At 45.1% G+C, this 23,096-nt stretch carries 20 protein-coding genes; 12 read left to right on the top strand and 8 right to left on the bottom strand.

Annotated elements, in window-relative coordinates; translation table 11 throughout:
- Nucleotides 1-6: 6 nt before the first annotated feature.
- Nucleotides 7-2,469 (top strand): DNA gyrase subunit A, encoded by a 2,463-nt coding sequence (gene gyrA, locus AC0VYE_RS18725; RefSeq protein WP_076265739.1) that lies wholly within the window; start codon nt 7-9, stop codon nt 2,467-2,469.
- On the opposite strand, the gene AC0VYE_RS18720 is transcribed toward gyrA, so the two are convergent.
- Entirely contained in the window at nt 2,450-2,617 is a 168-nt protein-coding gene (locus tag AC0VYE_RS18720; protein WP_179089723.1) for a hypothetical protein, read from the bottom strand. The genes gyrA and AC0VYE_RS18720 overlap by 20 nt on opposite strands.
- A gap of 204 nt (nt 2,618-2,821) precedes the next feature.
- Between AC0VYE_RS18720 and AC0VYE_RS18715 the strand changes: the two genes are divergently transcribed.
- Nucleotides 2,822-3,226 (top strand): MarR family winged helix-turn-helix transcriptional regulator, encoded by a 405-nt coding sequence (locus AC0VYE_RS18715; RefSeq protein ID WP_076265740.1) that lies wholly within the window; start codon nt 2,822-2,824, stop codon nt 3,224-3,226.
- A 21-nt stretch (nt 3,227-3,247) separates the two neighbouring features.
- Here the strand turns inward: AC0VYE_RS18715 and AC0VYE_RS18710 are convergent, their stop codons facing one another.
- Nucleotides 3,248-4,246, bottom strand: a complete 999-nt coding sequence (locus AC0VYE_RS18710; RefSeq protein ID WP_256710753.1) for a CapA family protein — start codon at nt 4,244-4,246, stop codon at nt 3,248-3,250.
- On the opposite strand from AC0VYE_RS18710, the gene AC0VYE_RS18705 reads away from it, so the two are divergent.
- Nucleotides 4,245-4,406, top strand: coding sequence for a hypothetical protein (locus AC0VYE_RS18705; RefSeq protein WP_256710754.1), 162 nt, complete (start codon nt 4,245-4,247; stop codon nt 4,404-4,406). The two genes, AC0VYE_RS18710 and AC0VYE_RS18705, sit on opposite strands and share 2 nt — an antisense overlap.
- A 109-nt stretch (nt 4,407-4,515) precedes the next feature.
- Here AC0VYE_RS18705 and AC0VYE_RS18700 read toward each other — a convergent pair whose 3' ends face one another.
- Entirely contained in the window at nt 4,516-5,229 is a 714-nt protein-coding gene (locus tag AC0VYE_RS18700; RefSeq protein WP_076265741.1) for an RluA family pseudouridine synthase, read from the bottom strand.
- Nucleotides 5,229-6,095 carry a class I SAM-dependent methyltransferase gene (locus AC0VYE_RS18695; RefSeq protein WP_076265742.1) on the bottom strand — a complete coding sequence of 289 codons (867 nt, stop codon included), beginning with the start codon at nt 6,093-6,095 and terminating at the stop codon, nt 5,229-5,231. Before AC0VYE_RS18695 ends, AC0VYE_RS18700 begins: the two co-directional genes overlap by 1 nt.
- A gap of 241 nt (nt 6,096-6,336) precedes the next feature.
- Here AC0VYE_RS18695 and AC0VYE_RS18690 point away from each other — a divergent pair, with 241 nt between their 5' ends.
- Nucleotides 6,337-6,522, top strand: a complete 186-nt coding sequence (locus AC0VYE_RS18690) for a hypothetical protein (protein WP_076265743.1) — start codon at nt 6,337-6,339, stop codon at nt 6,520-6,522.
- A gap of 350 nt (nt 6,523-6,872) precedes the next feature.
- Nucleotides 6,873-8,363, top strand: coding sequence for an L-arabinose isomerase (gene araA, locus AC0VYE_RS18685; RefSeq protein WP_475442535.1), 1,491 nt, complete (start codon nt 6,873-6,875; stop codon nt 8,361-8,363).
- Nucleotides 8,364-8,462: 99 nt separating this feature from the next.
- On the opposite strand, the gene AC0VYE_RS18680 is transcribed toward araA, so the two are convergent.
- Nucleotides 8,463-9,230, bottom strand: coding sequence for a methyltransferase domain-containing protein (locus tag AC0VYE_RS18680; RefSeq protein ID WP_475442534.1), 768 nt, complete (start codon nt 9,228-9,230; stop codon nt 8,463-8,465).
- A 172-nt stretch (nt 9,231-9,402) separates the two neighbouring features.
- Complete coding sequence (locus AC0VYE_RS18675) at nt 9,403-10,182, bottom strand: hypothetical protein (protein ID WP_475442533.1); 780 nt, start codon at nt 10,180-10,182, stop codon at nt 9,403-9,405.
- A 230-nt stretch (nt 10,183-10,412) separates the two neighbouring features.
- Here AC0VYE_RS18675 and AC0VYE_RS18670 point away from each other — a divergent pair, with 230 nt between their 5' ends.
- Nucleotides 10,413-10,739, top strand: a complete 327-nt coding sequence (locus AC0VYE_RS18670) for an antibiotic biosynthesis monooxygenase (protein WP_076265747.1) — start codon at nt 10,413-10,415, stop codon at nt 10,737-10,739.
- 44 nt (nt 10,740-10,783) lie between these two features.
- Here AC0VYE_RS18670 and AC0VYE_RS18665 read toward each other — a convergent pair whose 3' ends face one another.
- Nucleotides 10,784-11,044, bottom strand: coding sequence for a sensor histidine kinase (locus tag AC0VYE_RS18665; protein ID WP_475442532.1), 261 nt, complete (start codon nt 11,042-11,044; stop codon nt 10,784-10,786).
- A gap of 273 nt (nt 11,045-11,317) precedes the next feature.
- Between AC0VYE_RS18665 and AC0VYE_RS18660 the strand changes: the two genes are divergently transcribed.
- The 5 genes from AC0VYE_RS18660 to AC0VYE_RS18640 all read left to right on the top strand — a co-directional run bounded on the left by AC0VYE_RS18660 (nt 11,318) and on the right by AC0VYE_RS18640 (nt 21,184).
- On the top strand, nt 11,318-13,642 hold the full coding sequence (locus AC0VYE_RS18660) for a helix-turn-helix domain-containing protein (protein ID WP_475442531.1): 2,325 nt from the start codon (nt 11,318-11,320) through the stop codon (nt 13,640-13,642).
- A 355-nt stretch (nt 13,643-13,997) separates the two neighbouring features.
- On the top strand, nt 13,998-14,855 hold the full coding sequence (locus AC0VYE_RS18655) for an ABC transporter permease (protein WP_475449640.1): 858 nt from the start codon (nt 13,998-14,000) through the stop codon (nt 14,853-14,855).
- Nucleotides 14,856-14,857: 2 nt separating this feature from the next.
- The gene (locus AC0VYE_RS18650) at nt 14,858-15,754 is read left to right on the top strand and encodes a carbohydrate ABC transporter permease (RefSeq protein ID WP_475442530.1); all 897 of its coding nucleotides are present in this window, start codon (nt 14,858-14,860) and stop codon (nt 15,752-15,754) included.
- A 25-nt stretch (nt 15,755-15,779) separates the two neighbouring features.
- On the top strand, nt 15,780-17,372 hold the full coding sequence (locus AC0VYE_RS18645) for an extracellular solute-binding protein (protein ID WP_475442529.1): 1,593 nt from the start codon (nt 15,780-15,782) through the stop codon (nt 17,370-17,372).
- 83 nt (nt 17,373-17,455) lie between these two features.
- A complete protein-coding gene (locus tag AC0VYE_RS18640) occupies nt 17,456-21,184 on the top strand; it encodes an Ig-like domain-containing protein (RefSeq protein ID WP_475442528.1) in 3,729 nt (1,242 codons plus the stop codon).
- 122 nt (nt 21,185-21,306) lie between these two features.
- Here AC0VYE_RS18640 and AC0VYE_RS18635 read toward each other — a convergent pair whose 3' ends face one another.
- Nucleotides 21,307-22,116, bottom strand: a complete 810-nt coding sequence (locus tag AC0VYE_RS18635) for a phytanoyl-CoA dioxygenase family protein (RefSeq protein ID WP_076265752.1) — start codon at nt 22,114-22,116, stop codon at nt 21,307-21,309.
- A 112-nt stretch (nt 22,117-22,228) separates the two neighbouring features.
- On the opposite strand from AC0VYE_RS18635, the gene AC0VYE_RS18630 reads away from it, so the two are divergent.
- On the top strand, nt 22,229-23,032 hold the full coding sequence (locus tag AC0VYE_RS18630; protein WP_475442527.1) for a helix-turn-helix domain-containing protein: 804 nt from the start codon (nt 22,229-22,231) through the stop codon (nt 23,030-23,032).
- Nucleotides 23,033-23,096: the final 64 nt, after the last annotated feature.

Raw genomic sequence — 23,096 nt, 5'->3', positions numbered from 1 at the left:
TTCTGCATGAGTATGCTGGAACAGTTTTTACCGGCGTTTTTGGAGGAAGTGGTAGGCGACCGCTTCGGACGCTATTCAAAGTATATAATTCAGGACCGTGCCATTCCTGACGTTCGCGATGGTTTGAAGCCCGTGCAGCGTCGTATTCTATATGCGATGTATGATTCAGGAAATACACCGGACAAGCAATACCGCAAATCAGCTAAAACAGTCGGTGACGTTATGGGTAACTACCATCCACATGGTGACTCATCGATTTATGAGGGCATGGTACGGATGGCACAGCCTTGGAAAATGGGACATCCGCTCGTTGATGGACACGGAAACTGGGGTTCTCAGGATGATGATCCAGCTGCAGCTATGCGTTATACGGAAGCGCGTCTATCGCCAATTGCGATGGAGCTGCTTCGTGACATAGAGAAAAGAACGGTACAATTCAAGGATAATTTCGATAATACAACGAAGGAGCCGGTTGTGCTGCCGTCGCGGTACCCCAACTTGCTCGTAAACGGGACCAGCGGCATCTCTGCCGGCTTTGCCACGGAAATCCCGCCTCATAACCTGCGTGAGGTTATTGATGCGTGTATCGCCCTTATGGGAAGCCCAGAGCTGACGCAAGAAGAACTTATGACCTATGTAAAAGGTCCGGATTTCCCTACTGGCGGCATTATTATGGGCGAAGAAGGCATTCGAGACGCTTATGCTACGGGTAAAGGTCGCATTTACATTCGTGCTAAGACGGCTATCGAGGATGTGCGCGGAGGCAAGCAGCAGCTTGTCATTACTGAAATTCCATATCAGGTCGTTAAGTCACGGTTGGTTACCGCGATGGAAAACATTCGGCTAGAGAAGAAGGTCGAAGGCATTGCAGAGGTGCGTGATGAGAGCGGACGCAATGGTCTGCGCATCGTCATTGAGTTTAAGAAGGATGCCGATGCACAAGGTATTCTGGCTTATTTGTTCAAGAAAACGGATCTGCAGGTAGCTTACAGCTTCAATATGGTCGCAATCGTGAACAAAACACCGATGCAGCTTGGTCTTAAACAAATATTATCGGCATATATCGATCACCAGAAGGAAGTAGTAACTTTCCGCACGAAATATGATCTTGAGAAGGCGGAAGATCGCGCTCATGTTGTAGAAGGACTTGTCAAAGCGCTCAACATATTAGACGAAGTTATAGCGACGATCAAAGCATCCAAAAATCGCGGGGATGCACAAGACAACTTGGTTGCGAAGTTCGATTTCTCCGCTCGTCAAGCAGATGCCATCCTTACTTTACAGCTTTATCGCTTAACGAACTTGGAAATTACGACGCTTGAGAAAGAGCTTAAGGAAGCGATGAAGAAGATTGCTTACTTGAAATCGATCTTGGCTAGCGAGAAGAAGCTGATTGGTGTTATTAGGGATGAACTGCTTGAGATTCAAACCAAATATGGCATTGATCGCCGTTCTGTTCTGCGCGGTGAGATCGAAGAGCTGAAAGTTAACCTCGAAGTTCTTGTTACACCAGAGGATGTTCTAGTTACATTAAGCCAGGATGGTTATGTAAAACGGACAAGCATGCTCTCGTTTACGAGATCCGGAGGCGAGCTGCAAAACGCAGGCGTCAAGGAAGGCGACTTCGTAAGAGAGTTGCTTGAAGTCAATACGATTGACAATTTGCTGCTCTTTACGCGCAAAGGTCAATATTATTTGCTGCCGGTCCATCAGATTCCAGAATTCAAATGGAAAGATACCGGAACAGCGATAGTGAATGTTGTACCTATTCCGAAGGATGATTCGATCGTAAGCGTCATTCCAATTAAAGATATTTTGGCATCTACAGCATCACTTGTTTTCATAACGAAACGTGGCCAAGTCAAGCGTACGGAGCTTAAGGAATACGCAACTACAAGATCCACTGCGGTTGCAGCCTGCAAGGTTTCAGAGGGCGATGAAGTCATTCGTGTTGTTTTGAGTGATGGTTCGAAGCAAATCATGCTTATTACTAAGCAGGGAATGAGTATTCGGTTTACAGAGTCCGAAGTCAATTCAATGGGCAGAGTTGCAACAGGCGTAAGAGGTATCCAGCTTAAGGATGGAGACGAGCTTGTCACCGCGGAATGGGTTGCTGAGGATGAAGGCGAATTACTCGTCATTACCGATATCGGTTACGCCAAACGTACTTTGCTGCTGGATTATCCAATTCAGGGCAGAGGCGGCAAGGGTGTTCAAACGTTCGAATTTAAAGAAGGCAAACGAGTGCGTCCAAACGGTTCGTCACTGATTGGGGCTTATTATTGCAAGGCAGCCAAAGAGATCGTAGCGATTACCTCATCAGGAGCGAAGCTTTCTGCTACATCGGAGAAAGCACCAATTGAAGATCGCAAATCGATAGGCAAGCTCATATTCCCAGTAGAGAAAACCGACGTTATTACGAGCACGCTTGCCCGTTCCATAACAGACACTAATCAAAAGGTCGATTAGGCGGATCAAACCGTTCAATGACTTCCAAAATAGCTTCAAGCATGACCCACAATGGTACCAGCTCATCCGGGCGGTCCAGCCATTGTGGGTCTTTTATAATGCCATAATTTTTAATTTTTTGAATGATTACAGCTTTTCTTTCTTCCACTGGGTGCACGCTCCTTACTGTTTAAGCATGAATAGACATAGCGCTGGGCTTTCGCCTTATTGTATGTCTAACGCTGTCATAATGTTCAACAATATATCGATTAATAGCGCAAATTATTAATTGGGTTAATCTTTTATTCGACAATAAAGACTGCTATAATAAATAGCAAATAGATGGAAATTGACAGAGAGCGAGTGTGGGAGTATGGTGTCTGGAGAATTTACTCGATTATGGACGAAGCTTTCGCGTGAATGGAAAAATAACTTGGAACAATCGCTTGCTCCTTTGACAGAAGGGCAGCTGAATGTATTAGAGCTGATGCTTCAGCACCAACCGATGAAGCCATCTGATCTGCTCCAATATTTAGCGACTACGCCTGCTGCAATTACAACACTGTTGGATCGAATGGAAAGAAATGAGCTCATTGAACGTACAAGAGATGATCATGATCGAAGAATTGTTTGGGTTTCTGTATCGGAGAAGGGCAAAGCGGAGGCGGAGCGCGGTACAACGATTCGGACTCAAATGATCGAACAATCGCTGGACCGCATTTCCTCTCATAACCAGCAGCTGCTGGTTTACTTGTTGGGCAAAGTAGCAAATTTGTAATCTGATTTCGCTATTCAACGCTTATTTCATAGAATCGAGCCGATTGCGCAGCATATCGTAATTTTTTTGGAGCACCTCGTAGTCGGCTTGCGTTAGCAAGGTATCATTTGAAGCAGCTAATGTTTCTTCGATTGGCAAGATGCGATATCGAAAGGAACGATCTGGCTTGTAGCGATGCACCCATGTCGGAATGGATTCAACATCAGTGATAGTAACTGTGCCTTCTGTCATATTTTTACGAACATTAACTTTAAAAATAACTCCGTAATCCTTCGATTCGCCCCGCTGATTAGAAATAAAATTTCCCATAGAATAAATAATAAGTCCCTTTTTTACATGACCATTCTCATCGGTTGTTTCAAGCACTTCATAGGGCTGGACAACATGGGGATGCGAACCGGCAATAATATCTGCACCCGCAGCGACAAGCGAACGAGCGAGACGTTTTTGTTCTTCGTTCGGTATAATCTGATATTCAGTTCCGAAATGCAGAGAAACGGTAATAAAGTCAGCACCTGCTTCACGCAGCCGTATGATGTCTGCTTTAATTTTCTCTTCATCAATAAGCGAAACGAGGTAAGGTTTGCCTTCAGGAATTGGAATGCCATTTGTTCCATAGGTGTAAGCTAACAATCCCATCACGATGCCATTTTTCTCGGATAGGACAGCTTGGTCTGCTTCTTCTTGTGATGCGGCTGTTCCCTTGCTTGGAAGACCAAGCTTCTTTAAATTCTCGAGAGTGCGAAACACACCTGACTCGCCTTTATCAAGTGAATGATTGTTGGCATTTGTTATTAAGTTAAATCCAGCATCCTTGATCGCTTCTCCAAGTTCGGTTGGCGCATTAAACGTTGGGTATCCAGTATAGCCATATTCCACACCAGCAATTGGTGTTTCTAGGTTGGCAATAACCCAATCACCTTGCTCCAAAATCGGTTTAACCTCTGCAAAAAACGGCTTGAAGTTATATCGATTCGTCTTCTTGTCAAAAGCTCCGGGCAGCTGGGGCGTATGCATCATGATGTCGCCTACGGCCATCCATACGGCATCGGCAAAAACAGGCTCTGGTGGTGCTGTCGGTTCAGGAGATGGTGAAGGGGTTACGACTGCTTGCTCAGTAGGAGTGGGGTCAATTGAAGCTGTAGGAAGCGAGCTGGCAGGTGCAGAAGCCCTCTCGTAAATGGAGGGCATTAAAAATATAACCAGTAAGCCAAGTAAACTTAGTAATAATAGTATAGAATTTGTTTTTCGGTGCCTTTTACGGCGCATTAGTATTTCGTCCTTCCTTGTTACGTATTGCTTAGCATACTGGAGGCGTCTTCTAGCTGCGAACTAGTCCACCAATTCCAAACATCAGAGCCGGTTGGAACAGAACGAAAACTCATCCATTCCTTTGTTATAGGATGAGGGACTGAAACCGAGGTTGACCATAACGCAATTTCGGATATGCCGCTTGTTGGTTTCGCGCCGTATTTCAGGTCACCTACGAGCGGACAGCCGATATGAGCAAGCTGTGCACGGATTTGATGAGGCCTTCCGGTATGCAGCTTCACCGCAATCAATGAATAACGGCCAGATACAGCTGCTACCTCGTAATCCAAAATCGCTTCTTTAGCCTCATTCATGGGTTTGTTATAGACGGTTACTTGATTTTGTTTGCTGTTCTTTACAATATAATGAGTTAAACGCGCTTGAGTTTGTTTTGGCGTACCTTGTACAACACAAACATAAGTTTTGCCAAAATGTCTACTGCGAACCGATTCGGATAATCTGGACGCAGCTTTTGAGGTTTTGGCAAAAATCATAACGCCGCCAACCATACGGTCAAGACGGTGAACGAGGCCGAGAAAGACGTTTCCCGGCTTGTTGTATCGTTCCTTTATATCCTGCTTAAGCAGGGTAAGCATATCTGCATCGCCGGTGTCATCCTCTTGTGAGAGGACGCCAGGCGGTTTAACGACAGCTATTACATGATTGTCCTCGAACAGAACCTTGATCGTCATTACTTAGACTCCCAACGTCCCAGTATTCCGCACGGCAAATTAAGGCCGGATTTCGTAATCGGCAATCCGATTTCTCCACAGTTGATCTCGCCACCATACTTGGCATTCATTGTCATATGCAGCAGGTTGTGCAGAACAGATTGCGATAATCCAGTTGTATAGGAGTTGATGAGTAGGAACAATGGATTGTCAGACAAAATCGATGTACAGGATTGTAAGAATGGAAACAAATTTTCTTCGAGCTTCCATGTTTCACCATTCGTGCCACGTCCATAAGAAGGTGGATCCATTATAATCGCATCATACTGCTTGCCACGGCGTTGTTCGCGTTGAACGAATTTGAACACGTCATCCGTAATATAGCGAATTGGAGCGGACTCAAGTCCAGACAGCTGGGCGTTATCTTTTGCCCATTGGACCATACCCTTAGCTGCGTCAACGTGGCATACCTCAGCACCTGCTGCTGCGGCTGCAACGGTGGCACCGCCCGAATAGGCAAAGAGATTCAAGACACGAATAGGACGTCCTGCATTACGGATTTTGTCCATCATCCAGCTCCAGTTAACGGCTTGCTCTGGAAATAATCCTGTATGCTTGAAGTTTGTCGGCTTGATATGGAAGTTTAGTTCGCCATAAGAAATTGTCCAGCGCTCAGGCAATGATTCGCTCATCGACCATTGACCGCCACCGGAATTGCTTCTATGGTAATGGCCATCGGCATTTTTCCAAAGACCTGTTTCATTTGTGATCGGCCAAATAATTTGTGGATCTGGACGGCGGAGTGTATAATTGCCCCAACGTTCGAGCTTATCTCCGTCTCCTGTATCTATAACCTCGTAGTCTACCCATTTATCTGCTATGTACATGTTATTCGTAACCCTTCCTTGACCTTGTTTTTGTAATATAATAATGTCAACGATAATTATATCGAAGCTAACACAATGAAGCAATGAAACCGACGCATTTAGAGGCTGGTATTTATTCGTAAGTTATGAAAATGGCTGTTTATTACAGCGAATAAGTAAATGCTGTTGCTGACAGAGCAAAAATCAGTGTAAAAAAGAGCATAATTTAGTAAATCTACAATAATAGAGGAGCAACAATATCATGATGAGTTTTGAGTGCGAGTGCGGGAATAAAACAGTAATGTTTGCTACGGGAGATCGGGACGAGCAGGGCAGAGAGTACATTGAAATCGAGGACGACGAGAGGCTTACTATCAAAGTTGGCGATAAAAGCGTATTATTTCGTTGTTCATTTTGCGGCTATACATACCGACTGGAACAAATTTGATTTTCTTTAGAAATTTTATAGAGGCTGCATATTGAAAACATTTATGGTTCGGAGTATGATAAACGTGAGTCAAGTTGTATGTACAAGTGCATCGTCATACCAGTGATAACTAGCACTAATGTCCGTACAAGTTGAGAAGAGGCGTTATCTCTAAAATTACGTTTATTACTCAGTGAATGCTTACGAAGCTGTTTTGCATTCGCAAAACTTAAAGCGGATGCTTACGTAGCTGTTTTGCATTCGCAAAACTTAAAGCGGATGCTTACGTAGCTGTTTTTGCATTCGCAAAACTTGAAGCGGATGCTTACGGAGCTGTTTTGCATTCGCAAAACTTGAGGAGGAACCATTCCATGTTACAAGTTAAGCCCTATCAATTTTGGTTTGTTACCGGCAGCCAGCACTTGTACGGACCAGAAACATTAGAAGAGGTTGCACAGCATTCACGTATTATTGCTGCGGCGTTGAATGATGATTCTGTTATTTCATCCGAAATTGTATTTAAACCTGTAGTAACAACTCCAGAAGAAATTTACAAGCTTTGCTTAGAAGCGAAAGCGGATGAGAACTGTGCAGGCATCATCACTTGGATGCATACCTTCTCACCGGCAAAAATGTGGATTCATGGGTTGTCTGAGCTGCGTAAGCCATTACTACACCTTCATACTCAATTCAACCGTGACATTCCTTGGGAAACGATTGATATGGACTTTATGAATACGAATCAATCCGCGCATGGCGACCGTGAATTCGGACATATTTTTTCCCGTCTAGGACTTGAGCGTAAAGTCGTTACGGGTCACTGGGAGGATGGCGTTACTCGTTCCCGCATTGCCAGCTGGATGGGAACGGCAATTGCAGTTAATGAAGGCCGTCATCTTAAGGTTGCTCGCTTCGGAGACAATATGCGTCAAGTTTCGGTTACGGAAGGCGACAAAGTTGAAGCGCAAATCAAATTCGGCTGGTCGATTAATGGTTATGGCATTGGTGATCTTGTTGCTCGTATGAATGAAGTTTCAGATTCAGAAGTGAAGCAGCTGCTTGAGGAATATAACGAGCAGTACGATATCTCGTCAGAGACACGAGGCAATGCGGCTTCATGGGCTTCCATTGGCGAGCAAGCTCGCATTGAGCTTGGCTTAAAAGCATTTTTACAAGAGGGCGGTTTCTCCGCATTTACTACGTCATTTGAAGATTTGCATGGCATGAAGCAGCTTCCAGGTCTTGCAGTTCAGCGCTTGATGGAGCAAGGATACGGCTTTGGCGGCGAGGGCGACTGGAAAACATCTGCACTTACTCGTATGATGAAGTTGATTGCCAATAACAAAGGTACTTCATTTATGGAGGACTATACTTATCATCTAGAAGAAGGCAACGAGCTCGTACTTGGATCACATATGCTTGAGGTATGTCCTACAATCGCGGATAGCCGTCCAAAAATCGAAGTTCATCCGCTTGGCATCGGCGGCAAAGCGGATCCAGCACGGATTGTATTCGATGGACGCTCTGGTGCTGCGCTTAATGCTTCACTCATCGATCTAGGCAATCGTTTCCGCTTGATCATTAACCAAGTGGATGCAGTGAAGCCTACTCATGAAATGCCGAAGCTTCCAGTAGCTCGTGTGTTGTGGAAACCAGAACCATCGCTTCGAGAAGCAGCAGAGAGCTGGATTTACGCTGGCGGCGCTCATCACACCGTATTCTCATATGTCGTAACGACTGAGCAGCTTGTGGACTGGGCGGATCAAGTTGGCATTGAAACCGTAGTAATCGATAAGCATTCAACGGTACGCAGTGTTCGCAACGAGCTTCGTTGGAACGATCTCAGCTATCGTATTCGTTAATCATCCTATCATCTGATTGCTTCTTAATAGAGAAGACTGCTGCTTAAAACCGTACAAGGTTAAGCAGCAGTTTTTTCTCTATTTATAGGGGCTTTAAAGTTATGGCTTAATAGCTTTTACTCTAATCCGCACATAATCCACATACCATGTACCATCATGGAATAAATCATTTCTTACTCTTGTGGCTATTTTAGCGTATAGTAACTTTTTATCTTCTTCCGATACATTAGCGAAAAAATGATTTGCGAAACCAGATAACCAGTGATTTAGTCCTTCTTCACCGTCTTCCATCTTCGTAGGCCGATCAAAAAGAACGGCATAAGTTACTCGAAAGCCTTGTTGTTCAAGTAGAGCGCTATATTCTGAAATGCTCGGAAAGAACCAAGGATTTAACTTTTCTGCATCAATAGCATAATCCTCATCAAGCACAGCTGTTGTTGCTTTTACTATTCGATTAACATTTCCTTTGCCGCCAAACTCAGCAACAAATCTGCCGCCGCTGTTTAGCACATTCCACACATTTTCAACCACTTGTTTCGCATTTTTCATCCAATGCAATGCCGCATTAGAGAATACAGCATCAAATGATTCATCTAACTGAAACTGTTCACCATTTCCAGTGAAAAAATGAATGGTTGGATATTTCACTCGTGCTTTTTCAATCATTTCCGTAGAAAAATCCATGCCTACAACTGTTGCTCCCGTTTTCGATATTTCATAGGCCAAATCTCCGGTGCCACACCCTACATCTAATATTTTCTCGCCTGGGGCAGGACTTAATAATTCAACAACTTCCTTCCCGTACTCAGATACAAAACCCAGTTTGTTGTCATATAATTCGGTTTTCCAAAATTGGCCGGAAGGCATAATATCATCCCCTAACTATTGGTAACCATATTCTCACACAAAGATTGTATATAAGTGAAATATATTATTCCTATCTACTTTATAGTTTTAAACTATAAAATTGGATCAGAAAAAAGCTTTACTCCTGTAGGTTAGAAGCAAAGCTCATGGTATACCTCAAATATGAATGGGTTTATTCTGATTTTTCTTTTTGAATTTTTGCAGGGTTATTGATTTTGTAAGGAACAGGGTGCTTAGTAAGCTTTTTAGCGACTATTTTTCCTTCAAAATGAAGGATGTCGCCGATTGCCAGCTCTAGCTTTTTGAGAGTAGCACTATGGCTGGACCACGCATCGCCGATCTCCATAGCAGGATCTTGAATGGCTACTGCGTTGTAAATAACAACCTCGTCATCTGTGTCAGAAAAATTGTTAGGTACAGTCGTAAATTCTTTTACTGTTGCGACCATCTTGATCTTATCTTCAGGGAGCTGCAGTTTTGGTGCCTTTTCTTTTTTGGTTTTTTCCTTTGGAGCAGCTGCTGCTTTAGGTTCTTTATGTACTTCTTCAACGGAATCAGGCGCTGGTATTGTCTCCGAAATCGCTGCTGCATCATTATTTTGTGATGTGTCTAGCAGAACGTCAATTTTATCAGCTTCAATCTCTTGTACAGGTGCAATCTCTTCAACTGCATTGGAAGTCTTCTGGCCATAACTAGAAGCTTGCATTTCCTTTAAGTAGGAGGGGTGAATACAATGCTTTTGTTCATTTTCAAACGAAATGACAGCAGTCATTTTATCCACATATCCAATAATAGTGCATTCGAGATTCACGCCGTTTCCTTTATAGAAAAATACTTTTGTTTTGGCAGCCTTCTCAGAAAGCAAACCCCATTCCTTGCATTTTTCTATTTGCTCTGCTTCGTTTTCGAAGCTAATGTACGATATCGGTTCAATAATGAATGGATGTCCCATGTAATCTCCGCCTTTTTGGTATTATCATCATCTATTTTATCATTTTTTTGACATGTTAGTCGTTACTTGCTGACGATTAATAAAATTTTAGTCGTTTATTTAAATAAGAAGGGGAGGGAAGAAAAATAAGTCGCCTGAATAGGAACATTTTAACAATGTATATTTGACAATGAGAATCGTTATCGATATAGTTAAATGGTAGTTTTTAAAATGATATAGGAGGGATTTCTGTGTTCATTCAATTGAGATCAATTGTAGTGGAAAAGGGAAATTCACAGCAAGTTGTCGACAATTTTGGGCAAGAGGGCTATATTGATGGCAAGGAAGGTCTTATCGATATTAATATTATGGTGAATAGAAAAGCAAAAGAAACGGAAGAAGTTGTTATTATGATCCGTTGGGAGTCTGATGAAGCTTGGAAAAATTGGGAGAAAGATCCCGTCCATATTGCTGGCCATCGGAACAAAAAAGATGAGCAGCGTCCTTCATATATCGTTGATTCATCGGTAAATATGTATGATGTAAAAAAAATCAAACCAGGTACTTTTGGCAAATAAACAGAAAGCGACTTACCCTTGGTGGGCAATGTCGCTTTTTTTATTTATTCATTTTTGGGAATCTGGAATGTTACCGTGGTTCCAAAATTATGTTTGCTTGCAATGACAAGTCCATGACTATATAACTGTTTTAATCGGCGATCCGTATTCAATAAATCTATTCCTCGTTGTTCGTTATACTTCTCATCCAACAGTTGCCCCAATTCTTCTTCGTCCATTCCTATTCCATCATCTGCAATCGATATTTCGATAACGTGGCTGTGGTTTTTTATTTGAATACAGAGCATTCCTTCTTGAAAGCGCATTAATATGCCACTCTAGCTCATGTACAATAGATACAAATTGATTCGTATTTAAGAAATCATAACTAATACGCAATTAACTTCTGAACGCATCAATTAGCTTTTGTATTTTGGAAGTTTCCATATCGCTTAAGGCGAGTAGGATACCCTTCCACAGTTTTTATAGAAGCAGAAGAATTTGTATTCAATCCTGATAGAGAAGCTATGAATGTATAATGCCAAACTCATATGATGCATATAGTAATGAACAAGCTGCATCCCGTGAGGAGGTTTGGAATGAAATCCAGCATTTCGGGAAAAGTGATGATCATTTACGGAAGCACTTTTCTGCTGATTATTGTTTTAACCTTTTGGTTGTCCTACCGGGGTACAGTCGGTCCGCTTGAGGCCGATCTGACCAATACGAATCTCGCGCTACTCAAGCAAGTTGACCAAAAGATTGAAGTGGCGTTCCGTCAAACCGAGAAAGATTTACTCGCGCTTATGGAAGAGCTCGAATTCGTTTACTTCATGCTGGATAGCTACAATGACGATGCCCAAAAATACAGCAACTATTATGGGCTTACGACAAAATTAAAAAACTTTATTAACGCCAATCCCACTTTCTCATCCATTTTCGTTTACTCTGCTGTAAACGGCGATATTTTGACCGAAAAGGCTTATATGAATGATATTTCATCGGTAGACAACTGGCTGGCTGATTATATGGACATGCCGGGTTATTTCAAGTGGATGACGACCCATCCGGTGTGGGATGGAACGACAACTCAAAACGTTGTCACACTAGTGCGCTCCTACCCAACGCTCAGCAGTCCCGGTTATCGCAACGGCATCGTTGCCGTTAACATTAACGAGGTTGTTCTCTATGATATGATTAAATCGGTGTATGAGGAAAGCTCGGCTGGACATTTGTTTATATTCGATACAGATGGAAAAGTCGTCAGCCACGATGACAAAACGCTCCTTTACCAAAATTTTAAGCAATTGCCCTATATGAAAAATGTACTCGCAGCAGAAGGCAGCGGCTCCCTATCAGTCAAGCTGAACGGCGAACCGCAAACCGTATTTTACAGGACTTCCGCCTATACGGGGTGGAAAATGGTCAGCATCATGCCGGAATCACAAATTTACGAGCCGCTTCAGATTACCCGCAATCTTTTATTTATATTAGCTGGCGTAATGATCGTTCTAGCGCTAATTGTATTGTTCTACGTCAATCGATTAACTTTCAAGCCGCTTGATCGACTGGTCAGCAAGCTTTCAGGCACCTATCAACCGGATAAGAAGCGCGGATTTGATACGGCGGGGTTCACTTATTTGGAGACGGTCTTTGAGCAAATGATGGAGGATCGGGAGCATTTGGAGAAGCATGTGCGGGATTCCAAATCCGTGCTCAAATGGAGATTGATTATGGATATGCTGACCGGCTACCGAACGGACTACCAAGCTTTGCGGCATCACTTTGAATTTACAGGCATTAAACTCTATTCAGAGCGCTACCTTGTATGTACAGCAGAAATAGGCAAACCAGAAGGCTGCTTAAGCCCGCGTGATGAAACGTTGTATACGTATGTGTTTTGCAACGTGGCGGAGGAGATGATGGGCAAAGAGGATGCTGGAGTCGCAATCGATTTAGGCGGCGGACGAGCGGCGCTTGTCTTTAGCTTCGCAGAAGGCGAAGCAGAACAAAACCATTTGCGCGCGCTCGCAATTTTGGAATGGATACTTGAGGTAATTAAAAAGCAATTCGGCTTAGTCGCCACGGTGGGTGTTGGCAGAGGAGTCAAGGAACTCGGCGATATTCAAAGCTCCTACGGCGAGTCGCGAAAGGCGCTCCGCTACAAGATGCTTTTTGGCAGCCATTCCGTCATTTCAATCGAGGATTTGCAACCGCCGGACAGTCAAGACTATTACCGTTTGAACCGGAAGGCAACTCGAATTATGGAGGCGCTCAAGCAGACGGATACGGATAAAATAAAGGAGGATGTGCATCAAGCCTTCGAGAAGGCGGTGGAACTAGGCTTGCCTCCTGACCTCATCCGCCAGTTTTCGTTCGATTTAATCGTGAAGGCACTGCAGGTTGCGGATGCAATCGGAATCGGTCCTGAGGAGTCGATGGGCAACTTGGACAGCATTTATGAGAAGATAGAGCACAGTGAGGATTGGAAGCAAGCAGAGTCCCTCGTCCTCGCTGTTCTTGAGGAGCTGGCTGCTAAGCTTACGAGCAAACGAAGCCTGAGAGGGAAAAATGACACGATTGAGCGGATGCTTACCTACATTCAAGCCCATTACCACGAAAATGATTTGTCGCTCGATCGGCTCGCTGAACAGTTTCATTTGAGCCCAACCTATATTAGCAAGCAGTTTAAAGAATATACCGAGCGAAATTTTATCGACTATCTAATCGAAATTCGAATTGACGCCTCGAAAGCACTGCTTGCTCATAAGGATAAAAAGGTGAACGACATCGCCGAAGCGATTGGATATATGAATACCCGCAGCTTCCTGCGGACGTTTAAAAAATTTACAGGGATGACACCGACAGAGTTCCGCGAGCAAGCCATCAGCAAACAACCAGGGCAAGACACAGAGCGAACGTAAGAGCGGTGGCACACTTCCAAAGCGGAGGCGTTGCTCCGGTTTTTTCATTGTAATATAAGAATTTATAAGTTTGTCAGCTTATAGAGAGCTTATATTTCTCCATCAAATATACTTCAACATCCAGAGGATGCTGAAGGTGTTTTTACTTGTAATGGTGGGATTTCTTCCGTTTCACAGCAAAAGAATGAACCTGTTCAAGAAAGGTGACTGGGCCTTTTCACAATAAAAGACACCTGGCACAGAACATGTCTATATTCAGCTTCCCGAGCTTTGTGTACGATCGAATTGTAGACGGAACATAAAGGGGGGGAGGACGATTTGGATACGCCTTAAGCGGGATCGTCACTTATATTTGATGCTTCTGCCTGTCATCTTGTTTTATGTCATCTTTAAATACGCACCGATGGCGGGCGAGATTATCGCATTCAAAAATTACCGGTTTATTGATGGAATATGGGGAAGCGAATGGGCTGGTTTTCATCATTTTCAAATGCTGTTCGCAAGCTTGGATTTTTGGAGAATTCTTAGAAATACGCTGCTGCTGAACATCTATAGTCTCGTATTTGGTTTTCCGGTACCTATCCTCCTTGCCCTGATGCTTAACGAGGTGCGCAGAGAATGGTACAAAAGGACGATCCAGAACCTGTTGTATTTGCCTCACTTCATTTCTTGGGTTGTGCTAGGCGGAATCGTTATTGCGATCCTATCGCCGAGCACAGGCGTTGTGAATCTGATTTTAAAACAATTTGGCATCGAGCCCGTTTATTTTATGGCGGATTCGACTTGGTGGCCTGTTGTGTATACGTTATCCGGTATTTGGCGCGAAGCGGGCTGGGGGACGATTCTCTATTTAGCAGCGATGGCTTCAATTGATCCCCAGCTTTATGAAGCAGCCAAAATCGACGGTGCAAACAAGCTGCGGCAAATTTGGCATATTACGCTTCCCGGCATTCGCAGCACGATTGCCATCTTATTGATCCTTCGGATGGGGCATATGATGGATGTTGGCCTTGAACAAACGCTGGTGCTTCAAAACCAATCCGTGCTGGATGTCGCGGATGTCATCAGCACCTACGTATACCGGGTCGGCTTGCAAAATATGAATTACAGCTACACGACAGCGCTTGGGTTATTCCAATCCTTGATTGGGTTTATTCTAGTCGTAGGCGTTAACGGGCTCATCCGAAAGTTCGGCGAAAGGGGGTTATGGTAACGGTGAAAAGGAATGCTGCCGCATCTTTTGTGCTGTCATCGATTAGCAAAATCATCCTTTATACGTTTCTTGGCCTCTCGTCCTTAATCGCTCTGTTCCCGCTTTGGTACGAGGTGGCGGCATCCTTTAGCAGCAGCCGGGCAATTACAGCCGGAGAAGTGATGCTGTGGCCAATTGAATTCAACCTGCATGCTTACGATCGGCTTTTTGATGACGGACAAATTTTGATCGGCTTGCGAAATACGGTCTTGATCACAGTTGTTGGTACCGCGTTGAACATGATCATGACGATACTTGCTGCCTATCCGCTTTCAAGACGCCGCTTGATGGGACGCAGCGGACTGCTAATGTTTGTTACGTTCACGATGTTATTCGTTTCTGGGATCATTCCGAGCTTCATTCTCGTCAAGACGCTGGGCTTAATGGACACATACTGGGCATTATGGCTTCCTGGGCTAGTCAGCACATATAACATGTTCGTGATGAAAACGTTTATGGAAGGCCTTCCTGATGAAATTGAAGAGTCGGCTGCTATGGACGGAGCTGGAGATTGGCGGGTCTTAATGCAGATCATGCTTCCGCTGTGCAAGCCGATCATCGCCTCCTTGTCGCTGTTCTACGCCGTTGGCTGGTGGAACTCCTATTTCAGCGTTCTTCTTTATATCACAAAAACGACGTCACAATCCTTGATGGTGAAGCTATATCAGATGATTAATCAAGTGGATGCAAGCCTGCTTAACAATACTGGGGGAAGCGAGGGTGCGGGGCAAATCTTGTTAACGCCCGAAGGCATCAAAGCTGCGGCCATCGTCATTGCGGTCACGCCGATTCTATGCGTATATCCGTTTCTTCAGAAACATTTTGTAAAAGGTGTCTTGATCGGTTCGGTTAAAGGTTAATAAGGAAAAGGGGATGATGTATTTGATGAAATGGAACAAAATCCGCCATTTGATCATGATGGCTAGTTTAATTGTTGTACTGCTGGCTGGCTGCACGGGGAAAACCGAGCCGAATAAACCTTCTGCTGTACCGAATAAGACCGATGTGCCAGCACCAGTGGTAGAACAAAAGAAAGAGATTAGCGTATCGATCCTTGACCGGGGCGAAGTGTCGTCGGATGAAGGCAGCTACGAAAACAACCGCTGGACGAAGTGGATCAATGAAAATGCTCCTGCAAAGGTCAAATGGGTACCCGTGCCGCGTACGCAGGTACAGCAAAAATTAAACACGCTGATCGCATCGGGTACGGCGCCGGATCTCATATGGGAATATGACCGCAGCTATATTAGCCAGCTCGCTGCACAAGGCGCGATTCAGCCGATTGACGAATATATCGAAAAATACAGCAAAACGTACAAAGCTTATTTGGCTAAGCATCCAGAGCTTAAACCTTTCCTAACGATTAATGGAAAAATGTATGCGATTGCAAGCGCACGTGGACAAGAAACGATAGCCAATCATGGCATTATGATTCGTCAGGACTGGTTGGATAAGCTGGGCTTGAAAGCTCCGACAACTGTTGAAGAATTAATTGAGGTTGCACGCAAGTTCAAAGAGGGCGATCTGGACGGCAACGGCACGGCGGACACGGTTCCAATCACCTTTAATTACAACGGAGTGCAAATTTTAAGAGCCCTTTTCTTCAATAACGAGAACCAATGGTATCTGGAAGATGGCAAGCTCACTTTCGGCCGGATACTGGATCGGTATACCGATTCGCTTGCTTTGCAGAAGCAGCTTTTTGACGAAGGGTTAATTGATAAGGAATACATTACGGATACGAATTTTCAGCGCTCGCTGCAGCTTTGGACGACAGGAAAGTCTGGTATTTATCTTGGCTCATGGTCAATGGGCGCAGAGTTTGTTGATTTGAAAAAAAATGTGCCGGATGCAAAAGTTGTGCCTTTGGAGCCTGTCGCTTCGAAGTATGGAAAAAATGGCCTTTATCAGGAAGTGCCGGCCAATATGTATATCGCTTTTAATACGAATATGAAAGAGGACAAAATCGAAGCAGGCGTCAAATTTTTGGACTGGATGTTGGAGAAGGGCTGGGAGCCGCTCAGAATCGGAGAGAAGGACGTTCATTATAAACTCGTGGGAGAAGTTCCGCAGAAGACCGACGCTGATAAGTTCAAGAAGGAAGTGTTTTATGCAAGAGAGTATGCGATCTTGAACGAATGGGATCCGAAGCCGGAATGGTATGCGGTGATGGCGGCACAGGATCCGATTTCTCAAGAGCAGGCCGTGCTTAAAGCTGCAGGTCTTGAGATTGCGATGAAAAATAAATACAGACGGGACATTGCCTATAATCCTGATCTGCCTGAGGTCAGCCAACTGATTGCTACCTTCGCTCCGATTGCGCAGCAAATTGAAGCCAAGATCGTAACTGGAGGAGGCGCGCTTACACCGCAGGCTGGAATGGAGGATATTCGCAAGGAATGGAAGCGTTTGGGCGGTGAAAATGTGGAGAAGCTAGTGCAGGAGTGGTATGAAACGAACAAAGAGCATCTGAAGTAGAGGGGAAGGCCCTTCCCGAATGCGGTCATTACTTTTTCGGGAAGGGTTAATCGCCGATCCGAGTAGCAAAGGATGGATGGAAAATGATGACCATGAAAAAAGTTTTTTCATTATTCCTCGTCTTTGCATTGATCATGACGGCATCCGGTACGCTTGGCAAAAAAGAACATGCAGCGGCTGCAGAAGCGGTGGTCGCAGAGCTGCAAGCTGGCGATTATGAGAGCTCCGACGAAGTATGGGACTTCCTGCTGGGCGCCGAATTTCCCGGTGCGCAAGGAAGCTTTACAAGAGATCAGACTGTATTCAAAACAGGTCTTTCTGCGGCCAAGGTGACTGGCGATTTTAATGGCGGCGGCTCTTACGTTGCACTGGAGCGGTATCTGACGAAACGAATAGTTCCGGCGGATGCGGTAAGCTTATCCTTTTGGGTGAAAACTGCGGATGCTGCATCGATTTATATTGTACTAATGGACGGAACGAACCAAAACCACTCGCAAAGGCTGGTGCTTCAGCCGACAACGGATTGGCAGAAGGTTACCGTAAATGCTTTTAATGCCGGCAGCGAATATACGCACTGGGGAGGCGCCAATGACGGAGCCTTTCATCCGTCGCTTAAGAAGATGACGATCAAGGTAGCACGGGCGGGACTGCGCACGGGGCTTAAGAGCGGCTCGGTATGGTTCGACGATCTCCGAATCAAGGTGACCGTACCTGACCTAGCCATCGCTCAAACGCAGGTTGGCAACGTATTTGCTGGTGCAAGCAAAGGCACTTTTGATGTATTAACAACGGGGGATACCGTCACATGGCAAACCTATGATGCTTGGAGTGAGCCCGGTTTAACTGGTCGCTCGCCGGTTACCGGAGGAAAGATCAGGCTTGAGGTGCCGGTACAATCAGATGGCTATTATCGTTTAAAACTATCAGCTTATCAAGCGGGGACTTTGCTTAAAACAACAGAGACGACATTCGCAGCGGTGCCAACGTTTGATTTGACAGCGGTGACGGCATCACCGTTTGGCGTACAGACACATTTTGCACATAGCTGGAACCGCGAGATGCTTCCTTTGGTCAAGTATGCAGGAGCCAAAAGCGTGAGGGATGCGATGTTTTGGTCTGAGATCGAGCTAAAAAAAGGCATCTACACCTATAACCCCAAATTTACACTCTATATGGAGGGGCTACTGGAGAACAGCATCGATCCGCTGATGACCTTCGCTTTTTCCAATCAATTTTATGATAATTTCCAAACGCCTTATTCAGCAGAAGCTCACGCCGCCTATGCGAATTATACGAAATCCGTACTGAACCGATTCGGCGGCCAAATCAAATGGGGAGAGATGTGGAACGAGTTCAACTTGCCCGGATTTGGAGGGAATGGGCCGGCTGCATCACAGCCCGATGTATACTACAATCTAATGAAAGCAGGTTATGAGGCTGCCAAATCGGTGCGCCCCGATCTGAATGTGCTTGGAGGCGCGACCGCAGGTATTCCAGCCGAGTGGCTTGAAGATTTGTTCCAGCTCGGCGGGTTAAACTACATGGACACCTTATCGGTACATCCTTACCGTTATCCCGACAAGCCGGAAGGACTGCTTAACGAGGTAACCTCGTTAAACGAACTGGTGAAAACCTATAACAACGGACAGACGAAACCCATCTGGTTCTCGGAAATTGGATGGCCGACGCAGCTTGACCCCCGCGGGGTGGATGAGAAGACGCAGGCTGCCTATTTGATTCGCACCTATGTACTTGGCATGGCAGCAGGAGTGGAGAAAATCTTCTGGTACGATCTGATGGACGACGGAACGGATAAAAAATATAACGAGCATAACTTCGGTATTATTCATAATGGCGGTGATCCGCTCGGCGCGTATACGCCAAAACCGGGTTATGTGGCGTTAGCGACGGTAGCGCGGCAGTTGACTGGCGCAAGCTTAACCGGTCAGGAGATTACAAACGGCATCTATCGCTATAAATTTAAGAAGGACCAGAAATCGATTCATGTGCTTTGGTCAGGGACGGATACCGAAACCGATCTGACTTTGAAAACAAATGGACCGCTGGTCGTAACGGACATGATGGGCCGTTCAGCTACCTATACGCCGAAGGACGGGGAAATTTACATTACGGCTTCAAGCGAACCTCTATTCATCCAAGGGAAAATCGATAAAGTCATTCAAGGAAGCAAATATAGGCTGAAGAGCGAACCATCCTTTACTGGTGATCCTATCAGCGTAACGTTATCCGTATACAAAGCATCATCTTGGAATCCGCTAAGCGCTCGCATTCAATTGCAAGGAGCAGTTCAAAATATACAGGCTTCTTCTGTCGGTACCTATCCTGCCGTATTTCAAGGAATAGGTGAGCCTGGCAGCTACACAGCAACGGCGGAGCTTGTCGTTGGCGGCAAAAAAATCGGCGCCTTAAAAAATACAGTGGTGATCAAGCAATCAGAGGAGCTTTCTGTCAAACATGTCCTGAAGGAGGGCAGTAACTTCCTGAGAGTTCGAATCGATAATACAAAACCGGTCGATAGGCGGTTAACACAGATCAATTGGCAGGTGGGTGCGAACACCGAATCAGAAACTTATAATACGGTGCTGCCTGGTTTTACGGATTATACAATTGATCTTCCAATTCCTGCATTGATAGAGGGAACTTTAACGCCTCACCAGCTTACCGTCAATTTGGATGATGGCACCGTATTGTCTTCTTCAGGCAACTTGAGCAATATCACTATCGCAAGTATGACGCCCATCATTAACCGCACGGTGCAGGTGGATGGGTCGATAGACGATGTAACCGATCTCCCTGGCATCGACCTGTTTGAGGAAGGCCATTCAAGAGTGGTGCCGCATAATGGGCCGGAGGATTTGAGCGGTAAGCTATGGGTTACGTATGATAATGACCATCTCTATCTGTCGGCAAAGATCCATGACGATCTATTCTCGCAAACCAAATCAGGAGATGCGATTTGGAGCGGAGACAGCATTCAATTCGCTATTTCTTTGGGAACGCCGGGAGAGGCGGCGGAATGGTATGAATACGGAATGGCGCTGACACCAGACGGACCGGAATTATATCGGTGGATGGCGATGAGTGGTGTATTGACCGGACCGGTTACAAATCGCCAGCTCCAGATTACGAGAGATGAAACAAATAAGGATACGATCTACCGGCTCGCATTGCCTTGGACGGAATTGTCGCCGATTATTCCGAGTGACGGGATTCTAAGCTTCTCCGCTCTTGTGAATGAGAATGACGGCAATGGACGCAAAGGATGGCTGGAGTGGGGCGGAGGCATCGGGTCCAATAAACAGTCTAAACTATTTAAGCCTATGTTGATCGGCGGCGCTGGTTCAGCAAGCGTTAGCGGTGTGACGCTTGACAGGAGCCTACTTGAGATGACTGCGGGTGACCCTGCAGTTGCACTTCTTGCAGCGGTGACGCCAGAGAATGCTGCGAGTAAAGAGGTTACGTGGACAACAAGCGATCCGAATGTTGCGACAGTAAATGCAGGGGAAGTTACGCCTGTCGGAGTGGGTACGGCAACGATAACGGTAACGACGATGGATGGTTTATTTACAGCCAGCTGCATCGTTACAGTCACATCTGCTCCAGTCGTTGATCCGGAGGTGGAGACACCGATGCCTACTGAAATCGTGGAGCCTGGGTCAACAGAAACGCCAGAACCTAGTGAAACGGTAGTGCCAGTACCTAGTGAAACGCCAGAGCCGGGAAAGCCTGAAGCAGCTCCGAATCCAGTGACTCCGGAGCCAAAGACTAAAGCGCAAGAGAACGGAGCTTAATAGATACACGTTGAAAGGCAGGAGATGAGCAGTTCGCCTTAATGGCGGTCTGCTCACTGTCACTACAATGGCGACAGAGGTCAGGGGCTAGCCGCCCCTCCTTCTCGATTTGATGCCGAATATTAGACACTGTCGATAACCATCTTTTTGAGCGGTACCATCGATTCTTCCGGGACATAAAATTTGAATTTATTGTCGCTGATTTGTCCAAGCAGTTGACGGCGGATCGGATCTGCATCCATTAATAGATGCTCGTCTGCCTGATGATAGTCAATTGGACGCATCCAGATCGGGCTATAGCCGAGAAAGAGCTGCCTTCTCGTAAATTCGGATTGATTGATCGATCCGGCATGCCATAAATTTTGTGCGAAAATGAATACATCACCCGGCTTTCCGCACACTTGTACCTCGCCATCCAATTGCTGGCGCACATCCTTATGGTTAGGATTATAGGGCTGCCTGTGGCTGCCCGGAATAATCTTTGTATTGCCGCGGTTCGGCTGTGTCATATCGCTCAAAATGTAACAGACTTTTATATAATAAGTAGCTGTTAAGCCTGCAATAACCGGAAACTGTGGATGAGGGCCGTCTTGATGCCAATCGATAAAGCTATGGGAAGCCGTCTTTATATCATTAGGATTTGGTTTTCTCACGGTCAGATGAGAAATATGCAGCTGAATATTATGTCCAAGCAAATTAACGATTAAGGGAAGGATTTCTTCGTGATCGATCAATGAGGCAATTTCAGTATGCCGAGAGACGCTGTTATAAATATTATGAGCAAACGTATCTTCCTCCTCTGCAAGGACCTCATCGATAGCTGCATTCAGGAGTGATACCTTTTCCTGTGAAAGTATATCGGGTAAAACCAAGTATCCTTGTTCATGAAAACGGCTCATTAATTCTGGAATATTTAGCGAAGCTGTACGCATTAGCTTCTCCTCCTTCTTGTAATTAATTTAATTATATGCGACAAATTTTCGTTGTATAATGTATAGATCAATCAACTTTCTTGTAAATAATTTCATAAAAGGAATGATGGGATTGGACAAGCCTAGGTTTCGCGAGCCCGAGCTGATTTACCATGTGTTCGTGAAGGATGCTGCGCATTTTCAGAAGACAGAGGATACTTACGATCACTGGGCTTTATTCATTGTTGAAGAAGGCGGCTTTGAGTATAGAATGGGAAATTCGAGGAGCGAGAGAGCTGTAAAAGGGGAGATGGTGCTTTGTCCACCCCATATGACCTTTTACCGCAAAACAGATGGCTTGTCATTTCACCTCATCGGGTTTCAGTGGCGGAATGCAGATAGCGCTGCCGGGGAGGACAACACCACTTTGCCCCCTACAGGAAAGCTTATTCTACTCAACAAAAAAAGAATGAGTTCTACACTTTCTTTGCTTCGCGAAGCTCGTTATGTGAGGGATAATCTGGTGCTAGAATACAAGAAACATCTGTTAAGGGATTTGATGTATGTCTATCAGATCGAAAGCATGAATCGTAAAACAAATTATTTATATAGCGAGAACCAGGTCTTGCAGCGCGTGGTACATATGCTTGAGCAGCAAGCGGAGGAGGGCGTTTCCTTGAAGGCGATCGCGATGGAGCTCGGCCTCAGCCAAGTGCAATTGACCAGGCTGTTTAAGCAGGAATTTCAAACGACACCAAGTTCTTACGCCGCCAATCTAAGAATGGATAAGGTTAAGCTTATGCTAGTCAATTCTTCATTTACGCTTGCGCAAATATCGGAGCAATGCGGATTTACGGATGAGCATCATTTGAGCAAAAGCTTCAAGAAATCGTTTGGCATGAACCCGTCCTCTTATCGGAAAGCTTATACGATTTGAGCGAATCTATTTCGACAATATATTCCATATAAATTTCCTATAGGAGTATAAATAAAAAATAACC

It is taken from the genome of Pristimantibacillus sp. Z349TD_6, from assembly GCF_056173205.1.
The sequence above is the reverse complement of the archived record's forward strand: the minus strand, read 5'-3'. Positions and strand labels throughout refer to the sequence as shown.

Bases quoted from the DNA above. Each gene is read 5' to 3' on its own strand.
- AC0VYE_RS18675 (WP_475442533.1), bottom strand. From the start codon at position 10,182: ATGGGACATCCATTCATTATTGAACCGATATCGTACATTAGCTTCGAA.
- araA (WP_475442535.1), top strand. From the start codon at position 6,873: ATGTTACAAGTTAAGCCCTATCAATTTTGGTTTGTTACCGGCAGCCAG.
- AC0VYE_RS18635 (WP_076265752.1), bottom strand. From the start codon at position 22,116: ATGCGTACAGCTTCGCTAAATATTCCAGAATTAATGAGCCGTTTTCAT.
- AC0VYE_RS18660 (WP_475442531.1), top strand. From the start codon at position 11,318: ATGAAATCCAGCATTTCGGGAAAAGTGATGATCATTTACGGAAGCACT.
- AC0VYE_RS18710 (WP_256710753.1), bottom strand. From the start codon at position 4,246: ATGATGCATACGCCCCAGCTGCCCGGAGCTTTTGACAAGAAGACGAAT.
- AC0VYE_RS18640 (WP_475442528.1), top strand. From the start codon at position 17,456: ATGATGACCATGAAAAAAGTTTTTTCATTATTCCTCGTCTTTGCATTG.
- AC0VYE_RS18665 (WP_475442532.1), bottom strand. From the start codon at position 11,044: ATGCGCTTTCAAGAAGGAATGCTCTGTATTCAAATAAAAAACCACAGC.
- AC0VYE_RS18705 (WP_256710754.1), top strand. From the start codon at position 4,245: ATGATGTCGCCTACGGCCATCCATACGGCATCGGCAAAAACAGGCTCT.
- AC0VYE_RS18680 (WP_475442534.1), bottom strand. From the start codon at position 9,230: ATGCCTTCCGGCCAATTTTGGAAAACCGAATTATATGACAACAAACTG.
- AC0VYE_RS18715 (WP_076265740.1), top strand. From the start codon at position 2,822: ATGGTGTCTGGAGAATTTACTCGATTATGGACGAAGCTTTCGCGTGAA.
- gyrA (WP_076265739.1), top strand. From the start codon at position 7: ATGAGTATGCTGGAACAGTTTTTACCGGCGTTTTTGGAGGAAGTGGTA.
- AC0VYE_RS18700 (WP_076265741.1), bottom strand. From the start codon at position 5,229: ATGACGATCAAGGTTCTGTTCGAGGACAATCATGTAATAGCTGTCGTT.
- AC0VYE_RS18695 (WP_076265742.1), bottom strand. From the start codon at position 6,095: ATGTACATAGCAGATAAATGGGTAGACTACGAGGTTATAGATACAGGA.
- AC0VYE_RS18690 (WP_076265743.1), top strand. From the start codon at position 6,337: ATGATGAGTTTTGAGTGCGAGTGCGGGAATAAAACAGTAATGTTTGCT.
- AC0VYE_RS18645 (WP_475442529.1), top strand. From the start codon at position 15,780: ATGAAATGGAACAAAATCCGCCATTTGATCATGATGGCTAGTTTAATT.
- AC0VYE_RS18655 (WP_475449640.1), top strand. From the start codon at position 13,998: ATGCTTCTGCCTGTCATCTTGTTTTATGTCATCTTTAAATACGCACCG.